The sequence below is a fragment of the Tannerella forsythia genome (assembly GCF_003860135.1).
Taxonomy (GTDB): Bacteria; Bacteroidota; Bacteroidia; order Bacteroidales; family Tannerellaceae; genus Tannerella; species Tannerella forsythia_A.
In genome coordinates this window covers 32839-53831 of sequence record NZ_RQYN01000004.1, presented here as the reverse complement: position 1 = coordinate 53831, position 20993 = coordinate 32839, and the positions used below count along the sequence as shown (strand labels likewise).

The following is a 20993-nucleotide window of genomic DNA, read 5'->3' as shown; positions in this document are numbered from 1 at the left end:
CATGAAGAAGGTGTTTCTCTTGTTGTTCGGTGCTATGTGTTTCGGTGAGATGGCAGCACAGCAGCTCATCAAGCAGGAAGATAAGATATTCAATTTGGGTTTTAAACTCGGACTGAGAGCGATGCAGTCGGATATTTCATCGATTGATCTGGATGGTGTTACGATCGAAAATATTCATCTGAAGCATAATGTCGGTTATACGGCCGGTTTCTTGGTACGCGTCAATGTAGATCGCTTTTTTGTTCAGCCATCGGCATCGTGGAACTACTCAAGAGGAGATGTTTCGTTTGGTGTAATTCGTCCTGCTTCGGCACAAACAAACGAAGGAGCAATGGAGTTTCCGCAATCGATGACGATGCGGATGCTATCGCTTGAAGTACCGGTGGTGATCGGTTACCACCTGATTAAACAAAATCCTTACATATTCAGTGTGATGGGCGGTGTCAAGCTGAAGTACAACTACGATGTGCGTTTTACGTCAAACGGATCACATACATCTTTTTCGTATAAAGGAGATACGTCGCCTTATCATTGGGCTGCTTATACGGCGATGGAAGTGGTGATCGGCAAGTTGGCGTTCGATATCGGCTATGAATACGGGTTAAGCCGGCTGCATTCCGAATTTGACCCTTTCTCGTATGATCGGGGAGCGACTCCTTCGTCGATGCGTATGAGTAAATACTTGAATGGCCTGAGTATGTCTGTCGGTATCCTGTTCTGAAAAGCGATAGCAGGACTCTTGTCGTTTATTGTCGGTTTGCCGCGCGTTCCTTTCTTCTCCGGAAAATCTCCGACAGTGTAGAAAAATCCTTGTGAAACATCAATCCGACCCCTTGCCGGGTCGCCGATTTCAGATTATACCGGTAGTACATGTCGTTGGCATGGCTGTACGCTTTCAGGCGAATCTCGCCCGAAGGCGTCAGTTTGTATTCCAGATCGAACTCTCCGACGAACGCGTTACGCTGAATGTAATTGTCGCGATACCCGAAGTTTCCGTTGAATAGCAAACGGTTGTTTAGCAGCTGACTTGACAGAAGCATCTCGAATTCGGTATCGGTGATACCATCCTGACGAGAGCGGAAGTTCGTTCCGATCTGCACCTTATCCGTCAGGCTGTTCAGGATACCGGAGAGTTGCGACGACAAGGCCGAAGAGGCCATGGCGCTGAACTCATTCGGCCGATACGCATTTTTCGAGTAATCCGGTGTGTAGAATTTGTTGAGTACAAGTAGATAAACGATCTGTCGTGTCATCATATCTTCCGTCCCGATGAACGAACGTACTTGTCTCGCCAGCTCATGACTTGAATTTGGAAACTCCATATCGAACGAGATTGTCGGGTTTTGTAGTCGGCCGTTCAGTTTTAGCAGGCAGTTTACAGGGATGTTACGTTGAATACCGCTTTCCACAGCCAATCGTTCATCCAAATCCTGGATATTGGCTTTCACGTGATAGCTTGCATCCAGATTGAGCAGTGCATTCATCGGGTCGCCACGAAAGTCGATTCGGCTTCCTTCCCTGATATTGAAATCTTTGTAAATGACCTGTTGCAGGCTGAAGTTGTAGCTTCCCTCTCGAATCGTGTATCCTCCGTACATGGCCAGATTGGTACTTGTGCCGTATTGGATTTGCAGATTCCCGTTTCCGTTGCCTTTGATTTTATCTCCGCTGACAGGGTCGATAATCAGCTCCAGTTTGGCGTCCGGAGTTACATCGGCAACGATGTTGATGCGTATTTCCGTTCCTTCGTCATCGTCATTGGCCGCTTGTGCGATTGTTCTGGAAATCGTGCTGTCTTTTGTTGTCGGATAGTCTTTAAAGCGGATAAAGTCGTACTCTTCGGCTGATGATCCGTTGGCAAAGTTGAAGCCGACCGTCGTATTGCGGTCGCTTCGCATATTGGCATTGATATGGATAAGTCGTTCTGTGCCTCGAAGATTGGCATTTCCGGTTCCGTACAAGACTCCGTAAATATTGGGATTTGTTCTCTCCGAAGCATCGTATAATAACAGATTGTTTGCTTTGATATCGGCTGAAAAACCGAAATCCTCGAGGTGATGGTGCTGCACGGTAAAGTCGACCGCCCCTTTATTGCCATGCTTATCCTGAATCACGATATTTCGGCCCTCGATAGAGGTGGGGGTCAGAAAAACGGAATCGGAGAAAGTATATATCGTATGGAGAAAATCAACGCCGATGCGGCCGTTTCGGATCAGTGCCTTACCTTCGAACGAAAGCTCGGAGAAAGGCCCGTACAAATGCAGATTGCCATAGCAGCTACCTTCAAATGTTTGGGTGAAGGAGCTGAGATATGGACGTAACAGACCGATATCTAAATCTTTTGCGTCAAAATATAGAGAAAGCCCTTCTTTTTCGCCGACGGGATAAATATACCCGTTCACATCGGTCCATGTCGAACGATCTTTGTAGATGGTGCCCAGCAACAGGATGCCATTCTGATCGTTATCCCACTCGCTGAAAAGATTCAAGCGTCCCTGCACGACCTGATTGAATGAGAAATCCTGTACCTCTAAGTTGGTATTGATGATACGACTTCCGTAGAGGTCGTTGAGGCGGACGGTTCCGGTCGCTCTTCCTCCGAATTGCAGGGCGGGAATATTTACGATGTCGAAAATATAGCTTAGCTCAATGTCGTTCAGATCGAGAGTAAGCGTTTCCTGAGGCTTGCCGGAAGAGATTGTTCCATTGATGCGGAGATACTGGTCGCCTTTAGACAGATGGATATTGTCTACGAATATCTTCTCTTTATTGATCGTGATGGAGGCCGGATGAATATTCCAAGTGGAATCTTTGATGATGATTCGGTTCGGTTCGATCGACATTTTGGAAATCAGTCTTTTGTCTCCGTCTTCTTCCGTTGTGGAAAATTGCGTGGAAGAAGAGAGAGCGATTTTAACTCCGTCTTTCCGGTTGTTTTCCAGTGTGAGAGAAGTCGTCAATCGGTCGTTGGCGGCATCGGCCTTGATGTGAATTTGGTTCTGAGAGCCTTTCTGTTGCAGTTGAGTCGCTCGTATTTCTGCCTTCATAGCCCCATTCGGATTGTGTAACACGACGGAACCATCTTTGAAGACGGATCGGGAAATCTCGAATCGAGGTAATGAAGCATTGAGATGGAACCGTCCATTCGGGTTGTCGTAGTATCCGGAGATGTGCGACGGAGCTAATAAGGCGGCCGGGAGCTTCAGCGCTTTAGAGAGCCGTTCGGTATTTTCAATGTTCATCGTAAAGGAATAACTGTCTACTCCGGTAGGAGCACTTGGCGGGAAGGCTGTGCTCAGCGAAGGAAGATAAGGACGAACAAGGTTCACCAGCGAAGGAAGAAGATGAGTGAAAGAATAGGAGCCGGTTACTTCTCCGTTCAAAAGATCCGAATAGACCGTTAGCTTCCGTTCGGACGATACTCCCGAAGCCTGAATGCGTGCCGTATTTAGCAGAAAAGTATCGGAACGTGTCAGGAATGACAGCTTGTCAATGGAAATCTGTCCTTGGAAGTTATCGATATGGTTCCCGGTGAAGTTGCTGTTTACTTGGAACGAAAGCTCGGGCGAGTCATATTTTTCGGTGAGATGCAGTTTGTCCGGACGGAAATGTTCCAACGTGGCGGAGAAATTAAATTCCGATTGTTCTCCGTTGTTGTTGAAGAGTCCTTCGGCATGAAGTTTTCCGTTCGGGTCATCGATGTGGATGGTGCCGTTGAACTCTTTCGGACGGAAACCACCGGAAAGTAAGATGTTCTCGTACGTATATTTTTCGTATTCAAACCGGTCGATTTTGGCCTGAACAGTCCCGGAAAACGCACCGTTGGCTGGCTTGGATGCGTCTAACTCCGCATTGAATCGGACTTTTCCATACGGATTATTTTCGTTGAACAGCGGTGCGATATCCAATTCGGAAGATGCGATTTTACCTTTCAGATACGTTGCAGATCGGTGTTCCCTCTCTCGACCGATGAGCATATCCATCTCAAGCAATCCGATGTCGGAAGATAGTTTTCCGAAAGCTACCAACTGATCGATGAATCCGGATATCTCTCCGGTAAAATGGATCATTCCGAGTTGGTTGATAGATGTGGGAAGCGAAACGGGCGTTTCTTGAAAGTTATTGATGATTCGGCCTAAGCTTTCTGATGCCAGTTGTAAGCTGCTTACCTGTCCGAATAAATAACTTTTTTCCGGATGCCAGATACTTTTCAGGTTCATCTGCGCTTTCAATGACAGCGTACGACCTTGTTTTACCGTTAAGTCACGAACCGTCAGATTGTCGACTGTCCCTGATGCGGAAGCTGATAACTGAAAAGGTTCGGAAGCGTTTTGAAACGCCGGCACAAATGCAGACAAATCTTTGAGACTGATTTGGGATGGATCAATCTGTATCGTTACGGGAGCTTCTGTCTGCCCTTTCAGCAGTCGGTCGATGCTGCTTCGGACGGAAGCGCTGGCAATATGCAATTGTGTCTGTGGCAACAAGATTTTAAATTGACGAACCGTAACACTGTCCTGATTGCCGGTTACGAGAGCGGATAACTTATTCAATCGGAATCCCGACTGTTCTTTCATGCCGAGCTTATGAATCTCTACCGAAAAAGTTTCGTTACCCAAGGCCGGCAGTCCTATTTTTCCGTTTATGTCATCCAAATGAATATGCCCGGCACTAAATTGATTGACCGAATAGGGCGCACTGAGTACATCATATTTCAGGCGACCCCGACGGAGTAGAATCGAATTGATTTTTAGGTCGATATTCGTCTTGGAGAGTGTATCTTTTGACGCCAAAGCATCAATGACGAATTGCAGGTTTAAAGGACTTTCGGGCGTCTCCCGTTCGATATTAAGCGAGAAGCCGAACAGGCGGACGGTCGTGAAAACCCATTGGCCGTGGAGCAGCGGCCAGATTTTAAATCCGGCCGAGATATGATCGGCTTCAAACAGCCTCCGTCCGTTTGGATCGTCGATCGAAACGTCTCCCAACACGAGACGGTTTAACCACTCGATATCGACTTTACCTACGGTAACGGGTACGTCAAGCCGGGCGGAGAGTTCTTTCTCTGCCTCCGATGCAATCTTCTCCTGTACCATCGGAATATGCAGCAGCAATGCGGGAAACGCATAACCGATCCACCCGATGATGAGCACCGTTATAACGATGTATTTTAATGCTTTAATATCGCGACCTGTTTATATGAACGGCTTGAAAATCAAATTTAACTCACAAAACTAATCATTATCGCCGTAGATTTTGTTATTTTGTGCCCTAATTTTCGTTAAGCGAAACCGAAGACTTTAGTATGACAAATAATAATATAACGATATTGGGCATTGAATCTTCGTGCGACGATACGTCGTGCGCCGTGATCCGTGACGGGGTACTGCTTTCGAATGTGATTGCAGGTCAGGCCGTGCACGAGGCGTATGGAGGTGTGGTGCCGGAGCTTGCGTCACGGGCGCATCAGCAGAATATTGTGCCGGTCGTTTCGGAAGCGATTAAACGGGCGGGAATCGATAAATCGGATTTGAGCGCCATTGCTTTTACGCGTGGGCCGGGCTTGTTAGGCTCGCTATTAGTGGGTACTTCTTTTGCCAAGGGGCTGGCCTTGTCGCTGGGGATTCCGATGATTGAAGTTAATCATTTGCAAGCTCATGTATTGGCGCATTTTATCAAGCAATCTCCCGAGGATCAGGATTTTCCGTCATTTCCTTTTATCTGCCTGTTGGTGTCCGGTGGAAATTCACAGATTATCAAGGTAGATGCCTACGATCGGATGGAAGTGGTGGGCCAAACGATCGACGATGCTGCCGGCGAAGCGTTCGACAAATGTGCCAAAGTGATGGGGCTGGGTTATCCGGGCGGGCCGGTCGTCAACCGGCTGGCCAATGAGGGAAATCCGAAAGCGTTTACTTTCAGCAAGCCGCATATTCCCGGATACGATTACAGTTTCAGCGGATTGAAAACATCGTTTCTCTATACGTTGCGCGATGAGCTGAAGACGAATCCCGATTTTATCGAACAACGGAAAGCCGACCTCTGCGCTTCGCTTCAGGCTACGGTCATCGACATCCTGATGAATAAGTTGCGCAAAGCTGTCGATGATTTCGGTATTCATGAGGTTGCCGTTGCCGGAGGGGTTTCGGCTAATTCGGGTCTGCGTGATGCATTCCATGACCATGCCCGTCGGTTCGGATGGAAGGTTTACTTGCCGCCGAACGCTTTTACGACCGATAATGCGGCGATGGTGGCCATGACCGGATATTTTAAGTATTTAGACAGGATTTTCTGCCCGATGGATGCTACGCCGTTCGCACGCGTGGAACTGTAGCTGAGGAAGCGAAATGCTCAATTGTAGAAAGAAATGACTGTAGAGATTATAACGATCGGAGACGAACTGCTGATCGGACAGGTGGTAGACACAAATTCGGCATGGATGGGTTCGCTATTGAATGATAACGGATTCGAAGTGGTACATAAGACGGTTACGGGCGATAAGAAAGAGGACATCGTATCAGCCGTCAATGCGGCAGGACGTCGTGCCGACGTGATTTTGATTACCGGAGGATTAGGGCCTACCCCGGATGATTTGACATTGCATGCTTTATGCGACTGTTTCGACGCGTCGTTACGTTTTTCGGAAGAGGTGTATGCCCATATCGAAAAGATCTTTTCACGTCGGAATTTGACGATGAACGAACTGACCCGGAATCAGGCTCTGGTGCCCGATAAAGCGACTGTGATTCGGAACGAAGCCGGAACAGCTCCCTGTACATGGTTCGAGCGTGATGGTAAAGTCTTCGTTTCGATGCCCGGTGTTCCGGCCGAGATGAAGTGGTTGATGACGCATGAAGTTATTCCCCGGCTGAAGAAGAAATTCCGTCAGGATTTGTATATCAAGCATGATACATATTGGGTGACGGGGTATACCGAATCGGCTTTGGCCATTGAACTGGAAGATTTTGAGAAGAACTTGCCTTCGTTTGTCAAGCTTGCTTATTTGCCGCAGGCCGGTATCATCCGTCTGCGACTGTCGGCATACAGCCGGATGCCGGAAGAAGCGGAAACGACGCTTGCGAATTTGCGGAAAGAATTAGGGAAGAGGCTGTACGGACATATTGAGCCGGAAGGGGACAAGGATCTCGAAGTCCTGATCGGTGAGCACCTGCGAACGCGAGGACAGACGGTCGGAACAGCCGAGAGTTGTACCGGCGGTGCCATTGCCGCCGCGCTGACGTCTGTGGCCGGAAGCTCGGACTACTATGTGGGCAGTGTCGTGTCGTACTCGAATGTGTTGAAGCATAAGCTTTTGAATGTCTTCGAAACGGATTTGGAACGGTACGGGGCGGTCAGTCGGCCGGTGGTCGAGCAGATGGCGCGCGGAGCCTTGCGGGTTTTGGGCTGCGACTATGCGGTGGCCACTTCTGGTTTTGCGGGGCCGGGAGGCGGTACGGCAGAGAAGCCTGTTGGAACGGTATGGATCGCTGTCGCTCACGGAGACGATGTCGTTTCCAACGAATTTCGTTTTTCGACCGTTCGTGACCAAAATATCCGTCGGACGGTGAACATGTCTCTGATTATGCTGTTGAACGAGATGAAACATCGTCAACCGTAACCGAAGGGTCAATGCCGATATGACCGCTTATATCATTTATTCAAACTAAATTATGCCGTTAAACTTACCTCCAAACTTACCTGCCATTGAGCTGTTGAAGAGAGAAGAGATCTTCGTGATGGATTCGTTACGGGCAACGAAACAGGATATTCGTCCGTTGCGTGTGGTCGTACTCAATCTGATGCCGTTGAAGATTACAACGGAAACCGATCTCGTACGATTGCTCAGCAATTCTCCCTTGCAGATCGAACTGGAACTTATGAAGATCAAGGGACATACCCCGAAACATACGCCTATCGAGCACATGCGCGAGTTCTACAAGGATTTCGACGAGATGCGCGATCGTTTTTACGACGGGATGATTATCACCGGCGCGCCTGTCGAGCGGATGCCTTTCGAGGCAGTCACCTACTGGGATGAGCTGACGCAGATTCTCGAATGGGCTCGGACGCATGTCACCTCCACCTTGTATATCTGTTGGGCGGCACAAGCGGCCTTGTATCATTTCTACGGAGTCGCGAAGCATGACTTGCCCGCGAAGCAATTCGGTATCTTCCGCCATACCCTGAATGATCCGTACCTCTCCATTTTCCGGGGCTTCGACGATGAATTCTACGTTCCCCACAGTCGACACACGGAGGTGCGACGCGAAGATATCATGCAAGTTCCCGAACTCAAGATTCTTTCCGAAAGTGAGGAAGCCGGTGTTTACATGATGATGGCACGCGGTGGACGCGAGTTCTTCATTACCGGTCATTCGGAGTATGCGCCCGATACGCTCGACGGAGAATATAAGCGCGATGTGGCCAAAGGATTACCCATCGAAAAGCCTGTCGGTTATTATACGGACGACGATCCGTCGAAGCCACCCTTGGTGCGTTGGCGCGGGCATGCGAACCTGCTATTTACGAACTGGCTGAACTACTATGTCTATCAGGAGACACCTTTCTGCGGTGCCGACATCGGCCGGCTCGGAGATTTGTCGTGCCCTAATGTCTGAATGATGATAGCTCAACCGATTGAATTGCTCGCGCCGGCCAAAGACCTGCTCTGTGGCAAGGAGGCTGTGCTGCACGGAGCCGATGCCGTATATATCGGTGCGCCGAAGTTCGGCGCGCGTGCGGCGGCCGGTAATTCGCTCGACGATATCCGTGCGTTGTGCGACTTTGCTCATATATATAATGTAAAGATTTACGTTGCTCTGAATACGATTCTTAGAGACGAGGAGTTGACGGATGCGGAACGGATGATTCATCGGCTTTATGATGCCGGAGCCGATGCGCTGATTGTGCAGGATATGGGGATTACACGCCTCGATATCCCGCCGATTCCGTTGCACGCGAGTACGCAGATGGATAACTGTACACCCGAAAAAGTGGCGTTCCTCGGTCGTACGGGCTTCGAGCAGGTGGTGCTGGCACGTGAGCTGACGCTCGAAGAGATACGGAAGATCGCCGCGCACGTCCCGAATGTAACGCTCGAAGCGTTTGTGCACGGCGCCTTATGCGTCAGTTACAGTGGGCGCTGTTACCTGAGTCAGGCGCTTACGGGGCGCAGTGCCAACCGTGGAGCCTGCGCGCAATGTTGTCGTCTGCCCTATACGATGGTCGATGCGGACGGCAAGACGATCGCATCCGGTAAACATTTGCTTTCACTGCGCGATATGAATCGCTCGGACGATCTCGAAACGATGATGAATGCCGGCGTTACGTCGTTCAAAATCGAGGGGCGACTGAAAGATATGTCGTATGTTAAGAACATCACGGCATTTTACCGCCGCCACTTAGACGCGATCATGGCCAAGCATCCCAAGTTCTTCGGCGCTTCTGCCGGACGTTCGTCTTTCACGTTCGAGCCGCGTCCGGAGAAGAGTTTCAACCGGGGCTTTACGGGATATTTTCTGCACGGTCGGGAGGCGGAGATCACGTCGTTCGATACGCCCAAGTCGATTGGCGAACCGGTCGGAACGGTGAAGGATGTGCAGGGACGATCGTTGACCGTATCGGGCCTGAAGCCTTTACATAACGGAGACGGCCTTGTCTTCCTCAACACACGGGGCGAGTTGGAAGGATTTCGCGTGAACCGGACGGAAGCTCATCGCGTCTTTCCTGCTCAGATGCCGTCCGTAAAATCGAAGACGGTTCTGTATCGTAATTTCGATCATGATTTCGAGGCGATGCTGGCAAAGCCGTCGGCCGAGCGTAAGATCAAGGTCACGATGGAATGGAGCGATTGTCTCGCAGGGTTTGCTTTGACGATAACGGACGAGACGGATGCCTGCGTGACGGTCGTTCGGCCGTTTGCGCATGAGCCGGCACGGAAACCGCAGTCCGACAATATCCGCGTGCAGTTGTCGAAGCTCGGCGGGACGCCCTTCGAAGCCCAAGATGTTACGGTGACGATGTGCGAAAACTATTTCGTGCCTTCGTCGTTGTTGAGCGAGATGCGTCGCGAGGCGGTAGAAAAGTTGCTCGCCGTGCGTCGGATCCGCTATCCCCGTCGGTATGCCAAGCGTCCGGCAGGTGATGAAACCGTTGCATTTCCTTCCGCGACGCTCGATTATACGGCGAACATTTATAACTCCGAAGCCGAAGCGTTTTATCGCCGGCACGGGGTGCAGCGGCTTGAGCGTGCCTACGAAGAAAAACCGCTTGACGGAGTTCCGCTGATGTACACCAAACATTGCCTGCGTTACAGCATGGGCTGGTGTCCGGTGCATCAGAAGCGGAAATCACCGTATAGAGAGCCCTTCTACCTCAAATACAAAGAGACCTCTCTAAGACTTGAGTTCGATTGCCGGCGATGCGAGATGCGGGTACTACTTACTCCGTCAGCCTCCCCAGAAACTTCTTGATCTGTTCGGCCGTTTCGCCACGACGGGCGGTATAGTCTGCCAATTGATCTTCGCCGATGCGACCGATGATGAAATAATGGGATTCGGGGTGTGCGAAATAGAAGCCGGCTACGGACGAGGTGGGAGAGAGCGCTCCGTTCTCGGTGATCGTGATGCCGATCCGGTCAACCCCGATTAACCGGTCTAAACTGAAAATCAATCCCTGATCGGGTAGTGACGGATAGCCTACGGCCGGGCGGATACCTCGGTACCGAACGCGGATCATCTCGTCGAAAGAGAGTTGTTCGTCCGGTATATAGCCCCAGTATTCACGACGTACTTTCGTATGCAGGTACTCGGCCGAAGCCTCAGCCAGACGGTCGGAGAGGGTCTGGAGTAACATCAGATGGTAACTGTCTTCCTCTTTCTCATATTGCGCGCGCAGCTCTTCCATGCAATCGCCGGCTGTCACCGCAAACGCCCCGACGTAATCGTCCCGTCCTTCGGAGGCCGGCATGACATAATCGGCTAGCGAGAGGCAAAATCCTTTGACATTGGGCAGTTGCTGACGTAAGACGGGAATGACCGTATCGGCAATACGGATGTTATCGCCCTCGCTCACTGAAGGAAAGATGCCATAACGCGCCTTGCAGCATGCTTTGTCGGCCATCAGTTTTCTCAACACCGCCTGCGCATCGTCATACAGTTTCAGGGCCTCCTTCGCCTTGGCCCGCTCCGCTTCCGGCCGTTTTTCGATCCATGCGGCGCGACATGCCGGACAGTCATGCAGTTGCGTCAGATCATCGTAACGGCCGGTTATCCGCCATGCCGTAAAGAGGAAAACCCAGTTGATATAGGGCACGACCTCGGAGATGGGAATATCGATTTGTTGCAAGCCTTTCTTCTTCGGTACGACAGGGATATAGTTCGCCCAGTCGGTTGGCTGTCCGAGTTTTTGCGCTTCGGCATACGGCAGTAGCGGCTTCACCTCCTCGTTTGATTTGGCCTGACGCAGACGCTCGTATTCGTTCGTCAGTTCAGTCACATAAGCATCATGCGTGGCGGGATTGAGCAGCTTCGCCGCGATCAGCGGATTTTGTGAGGCATCGAGCACATGGATTACCGGATGGTCATAGTGCGGAGCGATTTTCAGTGCCGTGTGCAGTTTCGACGTGGTGGCACCGCCTACCATGATCGGGATACGGAAGCCGGCCTTCTGCATCTCGTCGGTTACATGCACCATCTCTTCGAGCGACGGAGTGATCAGTCCCGACAGGCAGAGCAGATCGGGCTGTTCGTTGCGTACCGTTTCGATGATTTTTTCGGCCGGCACCATCACGCCGAGGTCGATCACTTCGTAATTATTACATGTCAGGACAATCGAGACGATATTCTTGCCGATGTCGTGCACATCGCCTTTGACGGTGGCGAAGACGACCTTGCCGGCTTTGGTCGCGCCCGACGTAGTCTTCTGCGCTTCGATGGCCGGCTGGAGGATGGCGACGGCTTTCTTCATCGTGCGTGCCGTTTTCACGACTTGCGGGAGGAACATTTTTCCCGCGCCGAACAGCTCACCGACGCGGTTCATCCCGTTCATCAGCGGCCCGTCGATGATGGCGACGGCTTGTCCGTACTGCTTGAGAGCTTCTTCCAAATCTGCCTCGAGGAAATCGCCGATCCCTTTCAGCAACGCGTATTCGAGTCGTTCGTCGAGCGACTGGTCACGCCATGCGTCATGCTTCTTTTCCTGCTCGCCGGAGGCCTGTTCGATATGACTTTGCGCGTAAGCGATCAGTTTCTCGGCCGCCTCGGGACGACGTGCCAAGATCACATCTTCGAGGAGATTCCGGAACGACGGTTCAATATCTTCGTACGTGACCGACGTCGATGGGTTCACGATCCCCATATCCATGCCTTCGCGAATGGCATGATAGAGAAAGACGGAGTGCATGGCTTCGCGGACGTAGTTGTTTCCGCGGAACGAGAACGAGAGGTTACTCACGCCACCGCTTACTTTCGCTCCGGGCAGATGCTTTTTGATCCATCCCACAGCACGGATGAAATCGAGACCGTAACCGTTGTGTTCGGGCATTCCGGTCGCGATGGCCAGCACGTTCGGGTCGAAGATGATGTCCTGCGGAGGGAACCCGACCTGCTCGGTCAGCAGACGGTAGGCGCGCTCGCAGACTTCGATTTTACGCTCGAAAACGTCTGCCTGTCCCTGCTCGTCGAACGCCATCACCACGGTGGCCGCCCCCAGCTGCCGTATTCTCGCGGCATGTGTCAGAAACTCTTCTTCTCCTTCTTTCAGACTGATGGAGTTGACGATGCTTTTACCCTGCACGCACATAAGCCCTTCCTCGATGACTTTCCATTTCGATGAATCGATCATCACCGGGACGCGTGAGATGTCGGGCTCGGAAGCGATCAGGTTGAGGAAGGTTTTCATTTCTTCTACGGCATCGAGCAGTCCGTCGTCCATGTTGATGTCGAGCACTTGCGCGCCGTCCTCCACCTGCTTGCGGGCGATGGTCAGCGCTTCTTCGTAATTCTTCTCTTTGATCAGGCGGAGGAACTTTCGCGAACCGGCCACGTTACAACGCTCGCCGATATTCAAGAAGTTGTTTTCCGGCCTGACTTCCAACAGTTCGAGTCCGGAGAGCCAAAGCGTGTCCGGTGCGGGCACGGGTGTGTGCGGACGTGCCTGAGCCGTCAGTTCCGAGTATTGGGCGATGTGCGCGGGGGTTGTCCCGCAACATCCCCCGACGATATTTACCAGTCCTTCGTCGATGAAGTCTTTGATTTGCGCGGCCATCTTCTCCGGGGTCTCGTCGTATCGTCCGAACTGGTTGGGTAAGCCGGCGTTCGGATAAGCGCTGATAAAGTAGGGGGCGATGTCGCCCAGTTCTTTGAGGTACGGTTTCATATCGGCCGCTCCGAAGGAGCAGTTCAGCCCGATGCTCATCAGCGGAATATGTTGGACGGAGGCCAGAAAAGCGGCGAGGGTCTGACCGGAGAACGTGCGTCCTCCCTGTCCCGATAAGGTCAGCGAGAGCATGATGGGACGTTCGTAGGCTTTGTTCCGCATCACGTCCAACGCCGCTTCGAGACCGGCTTTTACGTTCAGCGTATCGAACGTCGTTTCAAAGAGGATCAGGTCTACGCCACCGTCGATCAGCGCCTCGACCTGTTCGTGGTAGGCTCGGAACAAATCCATGTATGAGACGGCTCGGAAAGCCGGGTCGCTCACGTCGGGGCTCATCGAGGCGGTTTTATTCGTCGGGCCGAGCGATCCGGCTACGAAGACGGAACGTTCGGGATGCTCGTTCATGTATTCGTCGGCCAGCTGACGCGTCAACTTCCCGGCCGCGAGGTTCATCTCGCGCACGAGGGATGCCATGCCGTAGTCTTCCATCGAAATGGCGTTGGCGTTAAACGTATTGGTGGTAAAGATGTCGGCACCGGCGTCGAGGTATTGCCGGTGTATGGAACGGATCACGTCGGGGCGGGTGATGTTGAGCAGGTCGTTATTGCCTTTGAGCGCTCCGGGGAAATCGGCAAACTGTTCGCCACGGTAATCCGCTTCGGTGAGTTTAAAGCCTTGTATCATCGTTCCCATTCCTCCGTCGAGGATCAGGATGCGCTCGTCAAGTAATTGTTGGATCGTTTTTTTCGTCATGAATATGCTGTATTTTGGAGCATGCAAAAGTACGGAATTTAAAAATTATCGTGTACATTTGTCCGAAAATAGCATCCGTCGATGAAAAAAGGTACCCAAAGTTTCCTGTTTTATGCGTTGATGATTTTGGTTTTCGGGTCGTTGATGTATCTCGTCATCCGCGAAGGTCAGAGCCATCAGAGGGTGGCCGATGCGGTTATGCAAGCCGATGCGCCGAAGAATTTGGCGGAGGGGTTTGCCGTGTTTCTGCGACTGGTTTCCGAGCATATTCATTCTTCGTTCGGATTGTTGCTGTTGCAAATCATTGTCATCCTGATTACGTGCCGCATCGTCGGGATGATTTTCAAGAAGATCGGTCAGCCGATGGTTGTTGGTGAGATTCTGGCGGGAATCATTTTGGGTCCGTCTGTTTTGGGACATTTCGCGCCCGATTTTTCGCAGTTTCTGTTTCCGAAGGAATCGTTGTCGAACATCAACCTGCTCAGTCAGTTCGGGCTGATGCTTTTTATGTATACCATCGGGATGGAATTGGACATGAGCGTAGTACGAAAGAAGTTGCGCGAGACGATGATGATCAGTTATACGTGTATGCTGATGTCGTTCTTCCTCGGCATGGTGGCGGCCTATCTCGTCTATGACCAGTATGCTTATCACGATACGCCGTTTCTGCCTTTCGCGCTTTTTATCGGGATTACGATGAGCATTACGGCTTTTCCGGTGCTGGCGCGCATCATTCAGGAACATCGTCTGACGCGTACGCATCTGGGCACGGTGGCGTTGGCCAGCGCGGCCAACGGCGACGTCACGGCATGGTGCCTGTTGGCCATCGTTGTCGCGGTGGCGCAGGCCGGCACGATGCTGAGCGCGATCTACAACATCGTTTTCGCGGCCGTCTATATTTTGATGATGTTCGTTGTGGTGCGTCCGCTGCTGCGGATGGTCGGAAACTTGTATCACAACAAGGAAGTCGTGAGCAAACCGCTCGTGACGCTGATGTTCCTGCTCTTGCTGACGTCTTCTTATCTGACGGAAATTTTGGGCTTGCACGCGCTGTTCGGCGCTTTCGTGACGGGGTTGGTGATGCCGGAGAACTTGCGTTTTCGCAAAATTATGACGGAGAAGGTGGAAGACGTATCGCTCGTATTATTCCTGCCCTTGTTCTTCGCCTCGACGGGGTTGCGTACCGAAATCGGGCTGATCGACTCGCCCGACATGTGGCTGACCTGCCTGCTTTTTATCGTGATTTCGACGGTGGGGAAGTTCGGCGGGGCGTTGATCTCGGCACGTTTCGAAAACGAAAGCTGGAAGAGCAGCTTTTCGCTCGGCGCGTTGATGAATACGCACGGTCTGATGGAGCTGATCGCGCTGACCATCGGTTATGAAATGAAGATTCTCCCGCCCCCTGTCTTCGTGATGCTGATTCTGATGACGCTCTTCACCACGTTTATGACGACTCCGCTCCTCAAATTCATCAATCTTTGCTTCCGCACGGGCGAGAAGATCAAACAACAACGGATGGAACAATTTAAAGAAGGACGGTTTAAAGTGCTGCTCTCGTTCGGGCGGGCGGGCAACGGACAGATTATGCTCGATGTGGCGCACCAGATGTTCTCGCAGGGTAAGGATAAACTTGATCTGACGGCGTTGCATCTGACGGTCGGGTCGGACGTCAACCCGCTGCATACCGACAATTTCGAGCGCGTCAGCTTCGGGCCTGTCCTTTACGAGGCGCGCAAGCTCAATATGCAAATACATACGCGCTACGAGGTGGCCGACAACGCGAGCGAATCGATTGTCCGCATCGTCAACGACGAGCGGTACGACTTCCTGCTCGTGGGCGCCGGCATCTCGATGAGCAATCTCTCGTCCGACATCGACGCGCGGAGCATTCAGAAGTCGTTCTTCGGCATTTTCAAGAAGCTCAAAGTGCAGGATTTGTTCTCGCCCGGATCGCTGATTCACGACAAGACGAAGGAATTCATCGAGCAGAGTCGTTCGTCGGTGGGCGTGTTTATCAATCGCGGATTCGCGCAGGCTAATCATATCCTGCTTCTTATCAATTCGTCGGACGACCTGATCCTGCTCGACTACGTGCGCGTGCTGCTGCGGTCGACGCATGGCACGGTCAGCCTTTTGAACCGGACGAATTTCGTCACCGACCCAAGCGATCACATCGTCCGTACCCTGACCGACTTTACGAACGAAACGGAAAACGCGCACATCCTCCCCGAAAAGAACGTGATGAGCGAATCGTTCAGCGATCATGATTTTATGCTCGTCAGCTATACGGCGTGGAACATTATTTCGGAAGAATGCAAAGACGCGCTTCAGGATATGCCCTCCACACTGATCATTAACCATCGGGAGAAGGCGTAAACGTGCGTTTTTGCCATCAAACGGTTTTTCGTGATGCCGGAAACGGCGTTTCTGCGATCAAACCATTTGTCGTGATGCTAGAAACGGCGTTTCTGCGACCAAATCATTTGTCGTGATGCCAGAAACGGTGTTTCTACGATCAAATAATTTGTCGTGATGCTAAAAACGGCGTTTCTACGATCAAATAATTTCGTGCGAAAGAAAAAACGACGTTTCCAAGGTGCACGTAAAATCGGGAGAAGGGGTTGACGGCATACGATGGCGATACGTCGTTCCGTGTCATGAAACAGGCGACTGTATCGCTTGCCGGCGGAATTCGGCACAGGCCACGGCGGCGGCTACGGCTACGTTCAAGGATTCCGCGCATGAGCGTCCTTCGGGGAAGTTCGGGATGAAAAGTCGTTCGTTGATGTGCGCCTCGACAGCCGGCCGGATGCCGTTCCCTTCGTTTCCCATGACGAGGATTCCGGTAGACGAGAGTTTCTTCCGATACAGGTTTTCACCGTCGAGAAACGTGCCGTATCGCGGTGTCCGGTGCCGTTTGAGGTATTCGACGAGATCGGTGTAGTGGATCTGTACGTGTGCCAGCGCTCCCATGGTAGCCTGTACGGCTTTCGGCCCGAAGGTGTCGGCCGTGTCCGTACTGCAAACCACGTGTGCGATGCCGAACCAGTCGGCCAGTCGGACGATCGTTCCCAGATTGCCGGGATCCTGAATGCCGTCGAGGGCGAGGACGAGTTGTGCGTCGGGATCGGCTTCGTCGAGCCGGTAGGTAGGTCGTCTGAAAACGGCCAGCACCTCTTGAGGCGTTTTCAGGAAGCTGATCTTTCGCATCTCGTCGTCACGGACTTCGATTACTTCGCCGGCAGGCAAGTCAGGTTGCGCCTCGATCCACGACGGAGAGGCTGCCATCCATTCGCATGCGAAGACCTTCATCAAATCCGCCACCAGCTTGTTCCCTTCTGCCACAAACATCTGCTGCGCGTCCCGATACTTCTTCATCTCCAGCGCCCGCACCTGTTTTATTTTTGCTTTACTCAACATGCCGCATCATTTTTAGGAACTCAAAAGTACGTCAAATAATTTATTTCGCGTACATTTGTGGTGCTAAAAGACGATATGAAAAGAAATGTCCGCCTGATGCTCTGGATAAGCCTTGCCGTATGTTGTTGGTCGTGCAGCACGACAAAATATGTGGGACAGGGCGAATACTTGCTGGATAAAGTAGATATTTCGGTCGATGACACCCGCGTGAAAGCCGACGATCTCAGATCGTATCTCCGTCAACAACCCAATTATAAAGTGTTCGGTATCCTGAAATGGCCGCTGTATGTCTATAGCTGGTCGGGGCGCAACGAGAAACGATGGCTGAACAAGCAATTGCGCCGCATCGGTGAGCCGCCCGAAATTCTCGACACGGCGCTTGTCGGGCAGTCGCGTGACGAACTTCACCGCTATATGATCAATAAAGGATTTGTACACGCCGATGTGCGTTATTCCATCGATACGACGACGCGTAAAAAAGCGGCGGTACATTATATTATTGCCGCCGGCGACCCGTACCGTATCCGCGAATATCGGACGAAAGTCGACGACGCGCGTATCGACAGCATCATCCGCCTGGAAGCTCCGCCCGTATCGTGGTTCAGAGGGCTGTTCCGTTCGGTACCGGAAGAATATACGCCGCTGGTACGTCCCGGCAGCCTTTTCGACCGCGATGTGCTCGATAAAGAGCGGCAACGCGTCACGACCTTGCTGCGCCGACGCGGATACTATGCCTTTCATCGCGATTATATTTATTTTCATGCAGACAGCGGACAACGTCAACAGCTCGTCGACCTCGATCTGCACATCAAGCCCTTTCGCTCGGTTATGCCTTCCGATTCGGTCAAAGAGCGTCCTCACCGGCGGTATTATATCGATAAGGTAAGCGTCGTGACGGGCTACGATCCGTTAGCACCCGAATATACGCGTATCGCACCGGTCGACTCCGTATGGGAACGAGGCGTATGGGTCTATAACAATACGAAAAAACATCGCTTGCGTCCTGAGGTACTTTCGCGCCGTTGCTACCTTTTACCCGGACAGCTGTACAGCGATCGGAATATGGAACTGACGTATGCGGCATTTGCCAATCTGGGTGCCTTGCGCCACGTTAATATCCGCTATGACGAACGCGAGGAAAACGACACGCTGAAACTCGACTGTACCATTCTTACGGCTCCGGCCCAAACACAAGGTTTCGGTATCGAAATAGAAGGCACGAACTCAAGCGGCGATTTGGGCTTCGCATCGAGCCTGAGCTATCAGCACCGTAATTTGTTCGGTGGATCGGAGCGCTTCGCGGCCAAAGTACGCGGAGCCTACGAAGCGCTATCCGGTGGGAACAGCCATGCGGGTTGGGGGAATTATTGGGAATTTGCCGGCGAAGCGTCCATGCTCTTCCCTACATTCGTTTTTCCGTTCGCAAGTTACGACTTCCGTCGAAAAGTACGTGCCACCACCGAATTTAAGTTCAGCTATGATCAGCAACGAAGACCGGAATATCGGCGCGCCATCCTTTCCGGAGGCTGGAACTACATCTGGCAGAGCCGGACGAATAATCTGGCCCGTCATACGTTTAAACTGCTCGACGTAGATTATATTTATATGCTCCATATCGATACGGCATTCCGCAATACGCTGCCGGAAATTACGGCCAAGTACAACTACTCCGATCTGTTCATCGTCAGCTCCGGCTATACGTACTCTTTCAACAATTACGACCCGATGAAACGCGGACGAAGTACGTACTCGCTGCGTCTGTCGGTCGAACTGGCCGGAAACGTGTTGTACGGACTATCGAATCTGCTGAAGACGGGACAAGACGCCGACGGCCGCTATAAACTCTTCGGTACGCATTATTCGCAATTCGTCAAAGGCGACATCGATTTTGCACGAAGCCTGACGATCGATAACCGCAACTCTTTCGCTTTTCATCTCGGAGCCGGCATAGGCTATCCTTATGGCAACAGCAAGGAATTGCCCTTTACCCGTCGGTATTTTGCGGGCGGCGCGAACAGTAATCGCGGCTGGTCGGTACGTTCGCTGGGGCCCGGAAGCATGCCTGTTACGGATGCTACGACCTTCGTCAATCAAGTGGGCGACCTCCGGCTCGATGTCAATCTGGAGTATCGTACCAAGTTGTTTTGGAAGTTCGAGCTGGCCGCCTATATCGACGCGGGAAATATCTGGACGATCCGTAAGTATGATTACCAACCGCAAGGAAATTTCGATCTGACGCGTTTCTACGAAGAAGTAGCCCTCTCGTACGGGTTGGGCGTGCGGCTCGACTTCGATTACTTCCTGATCCGTCTTGATACGGGAATGAAAGCGTACAACCCGCAGGAAATCGGTCGTCGGAAGTGGGCCATTACTCGCCCCAACTTGACCGATCAGTTTGCGTGGCATTTCGCCGTCGGATATCCGTTCTGATTTTTAAAAGAAGATGGAAAAAAGGGGCTTTTTGACGATGTCGAGTCCGAAAATAAGCAATTCCTCTTCCAAAGTCCTTGAAAATGTTGTTTTTTTATTACTTTTGCGTCGCATAAAAACAAAAACTATGAGCATATACCATTTACAGAATATATGGAAAAGCCTTTCGGCTTTTTGCGTATTGATCGCCATGACAGGATGCGAGGTGCAGACATCCGATCTGATTGAAATCGATGAACATGGTAACAGGATCAATAATAATGGAATCGATATCGAAACTTCGTTGCTTAACGTAGGGATGAAAGCGTATGCCCTTGATTCCGTTTACACGGAATTGATCGTAGAACAGCAGAAAAGCGGAAATGTAAAGATCGTGGGATTTCGTAAGGGCGTGTTTGATGACGACCAAAAGCGTGTTTCATGGGACGAAGAGAATCCGAAAATCAAATATGGATACGATTATACGTATTCGTATAAAGAATACGAGTATAAAATCCTGTCGCTCGAAGATCACGGCTTTGTCGAAGATATGGAAGTCTGGAAAGACGGCCAATTGTATGTCCAGCTGAAATATCATTATAACGGGGCAGGTTATTTGTCGAGAGTCGAAATATTGAATAAGCAATCGGTCGTTTACTTCCTTTATAATTATCTGAATGCCGAGAAACGCTCCAATAGCGTGACGATCATCGAAGAGCCGGAAGGGCGTTATTATACGGTTCAACTCTCGTCACGAAAGATCGAGAATAAAGGATATGTCTGCAATGTGCTGCGCTATGCCGGATCACCGTTGACGAACGAGGTGATCATCAATCCGGATCTGTATTATCTGGGCATTTACGGTACTCCGGTGAAGTATCTTCCGGATGTTCCGATCGAGAGCGGTTCATACAGAGATGCAAAAGGAGATATTCATGGAGTGTACTCCCGTGTGGGACATTACCAATATTTCTACGAAGATCAAGATAAAAAGCATTAGAAAGGGTGACTTTGCCGAAGGTAATTCGAGTTTT

At 51.4% G+C, this 20993-nt stretch carries 11 protein-coding genes; 8 read left to right on the top strand and 3 right to left on the bottom strand.

Annotated elements, in window-relative coordinates; genetic code table 11:
- Window position 1: 1 nt before the first annotated feature.
- On the top strand, window positions 2-721 hold the full coding sequence (locus EII41_RS02050) for a porin family protein (protein ID WP_124789226.1): 720 nt from the start codon (window positions 2-4) through the stop codon (window positions 719-721).
- A 25-nt stretch (window positions 722-746) separates the two neighbouring features.
- Here EII41_RS02050 and EII41_RS02045 read toward each other — a convergent pair whose 3' ends face one another.
- Complete coding sequence (locus EII41_RS02045) at window positions 747-5153, bottom strand: translocation/assembly module TamB domain-containing protein (protein ID WP_260425436.1); 4407 nt, start codon at window positions 5151-5153, stop codon at window positions 747-749.
- A 152-nt stretch (window positions 5154-5305) separates the two neighbouring features.
- On the opposite strand from EII41_RS02045, the gene tsaD reads away from it, so the two are divergent.
- Genes tsaD through EII41_RS02025 form a run of 4 tightly spaced genes read left to right on the top strand, consistent with a single transcriptional unit; the run spans window position 5306 to window position 10472 of the window.
- Window positions 5306-6334, top strand: a complete 1029-nt coding sequence (gene tsaD / locus EII41_RS02040; protein ID WP_124789225.1) for a tRNA (adenosine(37)-N6)-threonylcarbamoyltransferase complex transferase subunit TsaD — start codon at window positions 5306-5308, stop codon at window positions 6332-6334.
- A gap of 33 nt (window positions 6335-6367) precedes the next feature.
- Complete coding sequence (locus EII41_RS02035) at window positions 6368-7618, top strand: CinA family nicotinamide mononucleotide deamidase-related protein (RefSeq protein ID WP_124789224.1); 1251 nt, start codon at window positions 6368-6370, stop codon at window positions 7616-7618.
- Window positions 7619-7670: 52 nt separating this feature from the next.
- Complete coding sequence (gene metA, locus EII41_RS02030; protein WP_124789223.1) at window positions 7671-8618, top strand: homoserine O-succinyltransferase; 948 nt, start codon at window positions 7671-7673, stop codon at window positions 8616-8618.
- A complete protein-coding gene (locus EII41_RS02025) occupies window positions 8619-10472 on the top strand; it encodes a peptidase U32 family protein (RefSeq protein WP_124789222.1) in 1854 nt (617 codons plus the stop codon). It abuts the gene before it with no gap.
- On the opposite strand, the gene metH is transcribed toward EII41_RS02025, so the two are convergent.
- Window positions 10441-14130: a methionine synthase gene (metH, locus tag EII41_RS02020; protein WP_124789221.1), complete on the bottom strand. Its 3690-nt coding sequence runs from the start codon at window positions 14128-14130 to the stop codon at window positions 10441-10443. The two genes, EII41_RS02025 and metH, sit on opposite strands and share 32 nt — an antisense overlap.
- Window positions 14131-14211: 81 nt before the next feature.
- Between metH and EII41_RS02015 the strand changes: the two genes are divergently transcribed.
- The gene (locus EII41_RS02015) at window positions 14212-16506 is read left to right on the top strand and encodes a cation:proton antiporter (RefSeq protein WP_124750906.1); all 2295 of its coding nucleotides are present in this window, start codon (window positions 14212-14214) and stop codon (window positions 16504-16506) included.
- A 279-nt stretch (window positions 16507-16785) separates the two neighbouring features.
- On the opposite strand, the gene EII41_RS02010 is transcribed toward EII41_RS02015, so the two are convergent.
- On the bottom strand, window positions 16786-17550 hold the full coding sequence (locus EII41_RS02010; RefSeq protein WP_124789220.1) for an RNA methyltransferase: 765 nt from the start codon (window positions 17548-17550) through the stop codon (window positions 16786-16788).
- A gap of 75 nt (window positions 17551-17625) precedes the next feature.
- On the opposite strand from EII41_RS02010, the gene EII41_RS02005 reads away from it, so the two are divergent.
- Window positions 17626-19980, top strand: coding sequence for a BamA/TamA family outer membrane protein (locus EII41_RS02005; protein ID WP_124789219.1), 2355 nt, complete (start codon window positions 17626-17628; stop codon window positions 19978-19980).
- Window positions 19981-20107: 127 nt separating this feature from the next.
- Window positions 20108-20959: a hypothetical protein gene (locus tag EII41_RS02000; RefSeq protein WP_124789218.1), complete on the top strand. Its 852-nt coding sequence runs from the start codon at window positions 20108-20110 to the stop codon at window positions 20957-20959.
- Window positions 20960-20993: the final 34 nt, after the last annotated feature.

Excerpts from the sequence above, each read along its gene's own strand:
- EII41_RS02050 (WP_124789226.1), top strand. The coding sequence starts at position 2 with ATGAAGAAGGTGTTTCTCTTGTTGTTCGGTGCTATGTGTTTCGGTGAG.
- tsaD (WP_124789225.1), top strand. The coding sequence starts at position 5,306 with ATGACAAATAATAATATAACGATATTGGGCATTGAATCTTCGTGCGAC.
- EII41_RS02035 (WP_124789224.1), top strand. The coding sequence starts at position 6,368 with ATGACTGTAGAGATTATAACGATCGGAGACGAACTGCTGATCGGACAG.
- metA (WP_124789223.1), top strand. The coding sequence starts at position 7,671 with ATGCCGTTAAACTTACCTCCAAACTTACCTGCCATTGAGCTGTTGAAG.
- EII41_RS02025 (WP_124789222.1), top strand. The coding sequence starts at position 8,619 with ATGATGATAGCTCAACCGATTGAATTGCTCGCGCCGGCCAAAGACCTG.
- metH (WP_124789221.1), bottom strand. The coding sequence starts at position 14,130 with ATGACGAAAAAAACGATCCAACAATTACTTGACGAGCGCATCCTGATC.
- EII41_RS02015 (WP_124750906.1), top strand. The coding sequence starts at position 14,212 with ATGAAAAAAGGTACCCAAAGTTTCCTGTTTTATGCGTTGATGATTTTG.
- EII41_RS02010 (WP_124789220.1), bottom strand. The coding sequence starts at position 17,550 with ATGTTGAGTAAAGCAAAAATAAAACAGGTGCGGGCGCTGGAGATGAAG.
- EII41_RS02005 (WP_124789219.1), top strand. The coding sequence starts at position 17,626 with ATGAAAAGAAATGTCCGCCTGATGCTCTGGATAAGCCTTGCCGTATGT.
- EII41_RS02000 (WP_124789218.1), top strand. The coding sequence starts at position 20,108 with ATGAGCATATACCATTTACAGAATATATGGAAAAGCCTTTCGGCTTTT.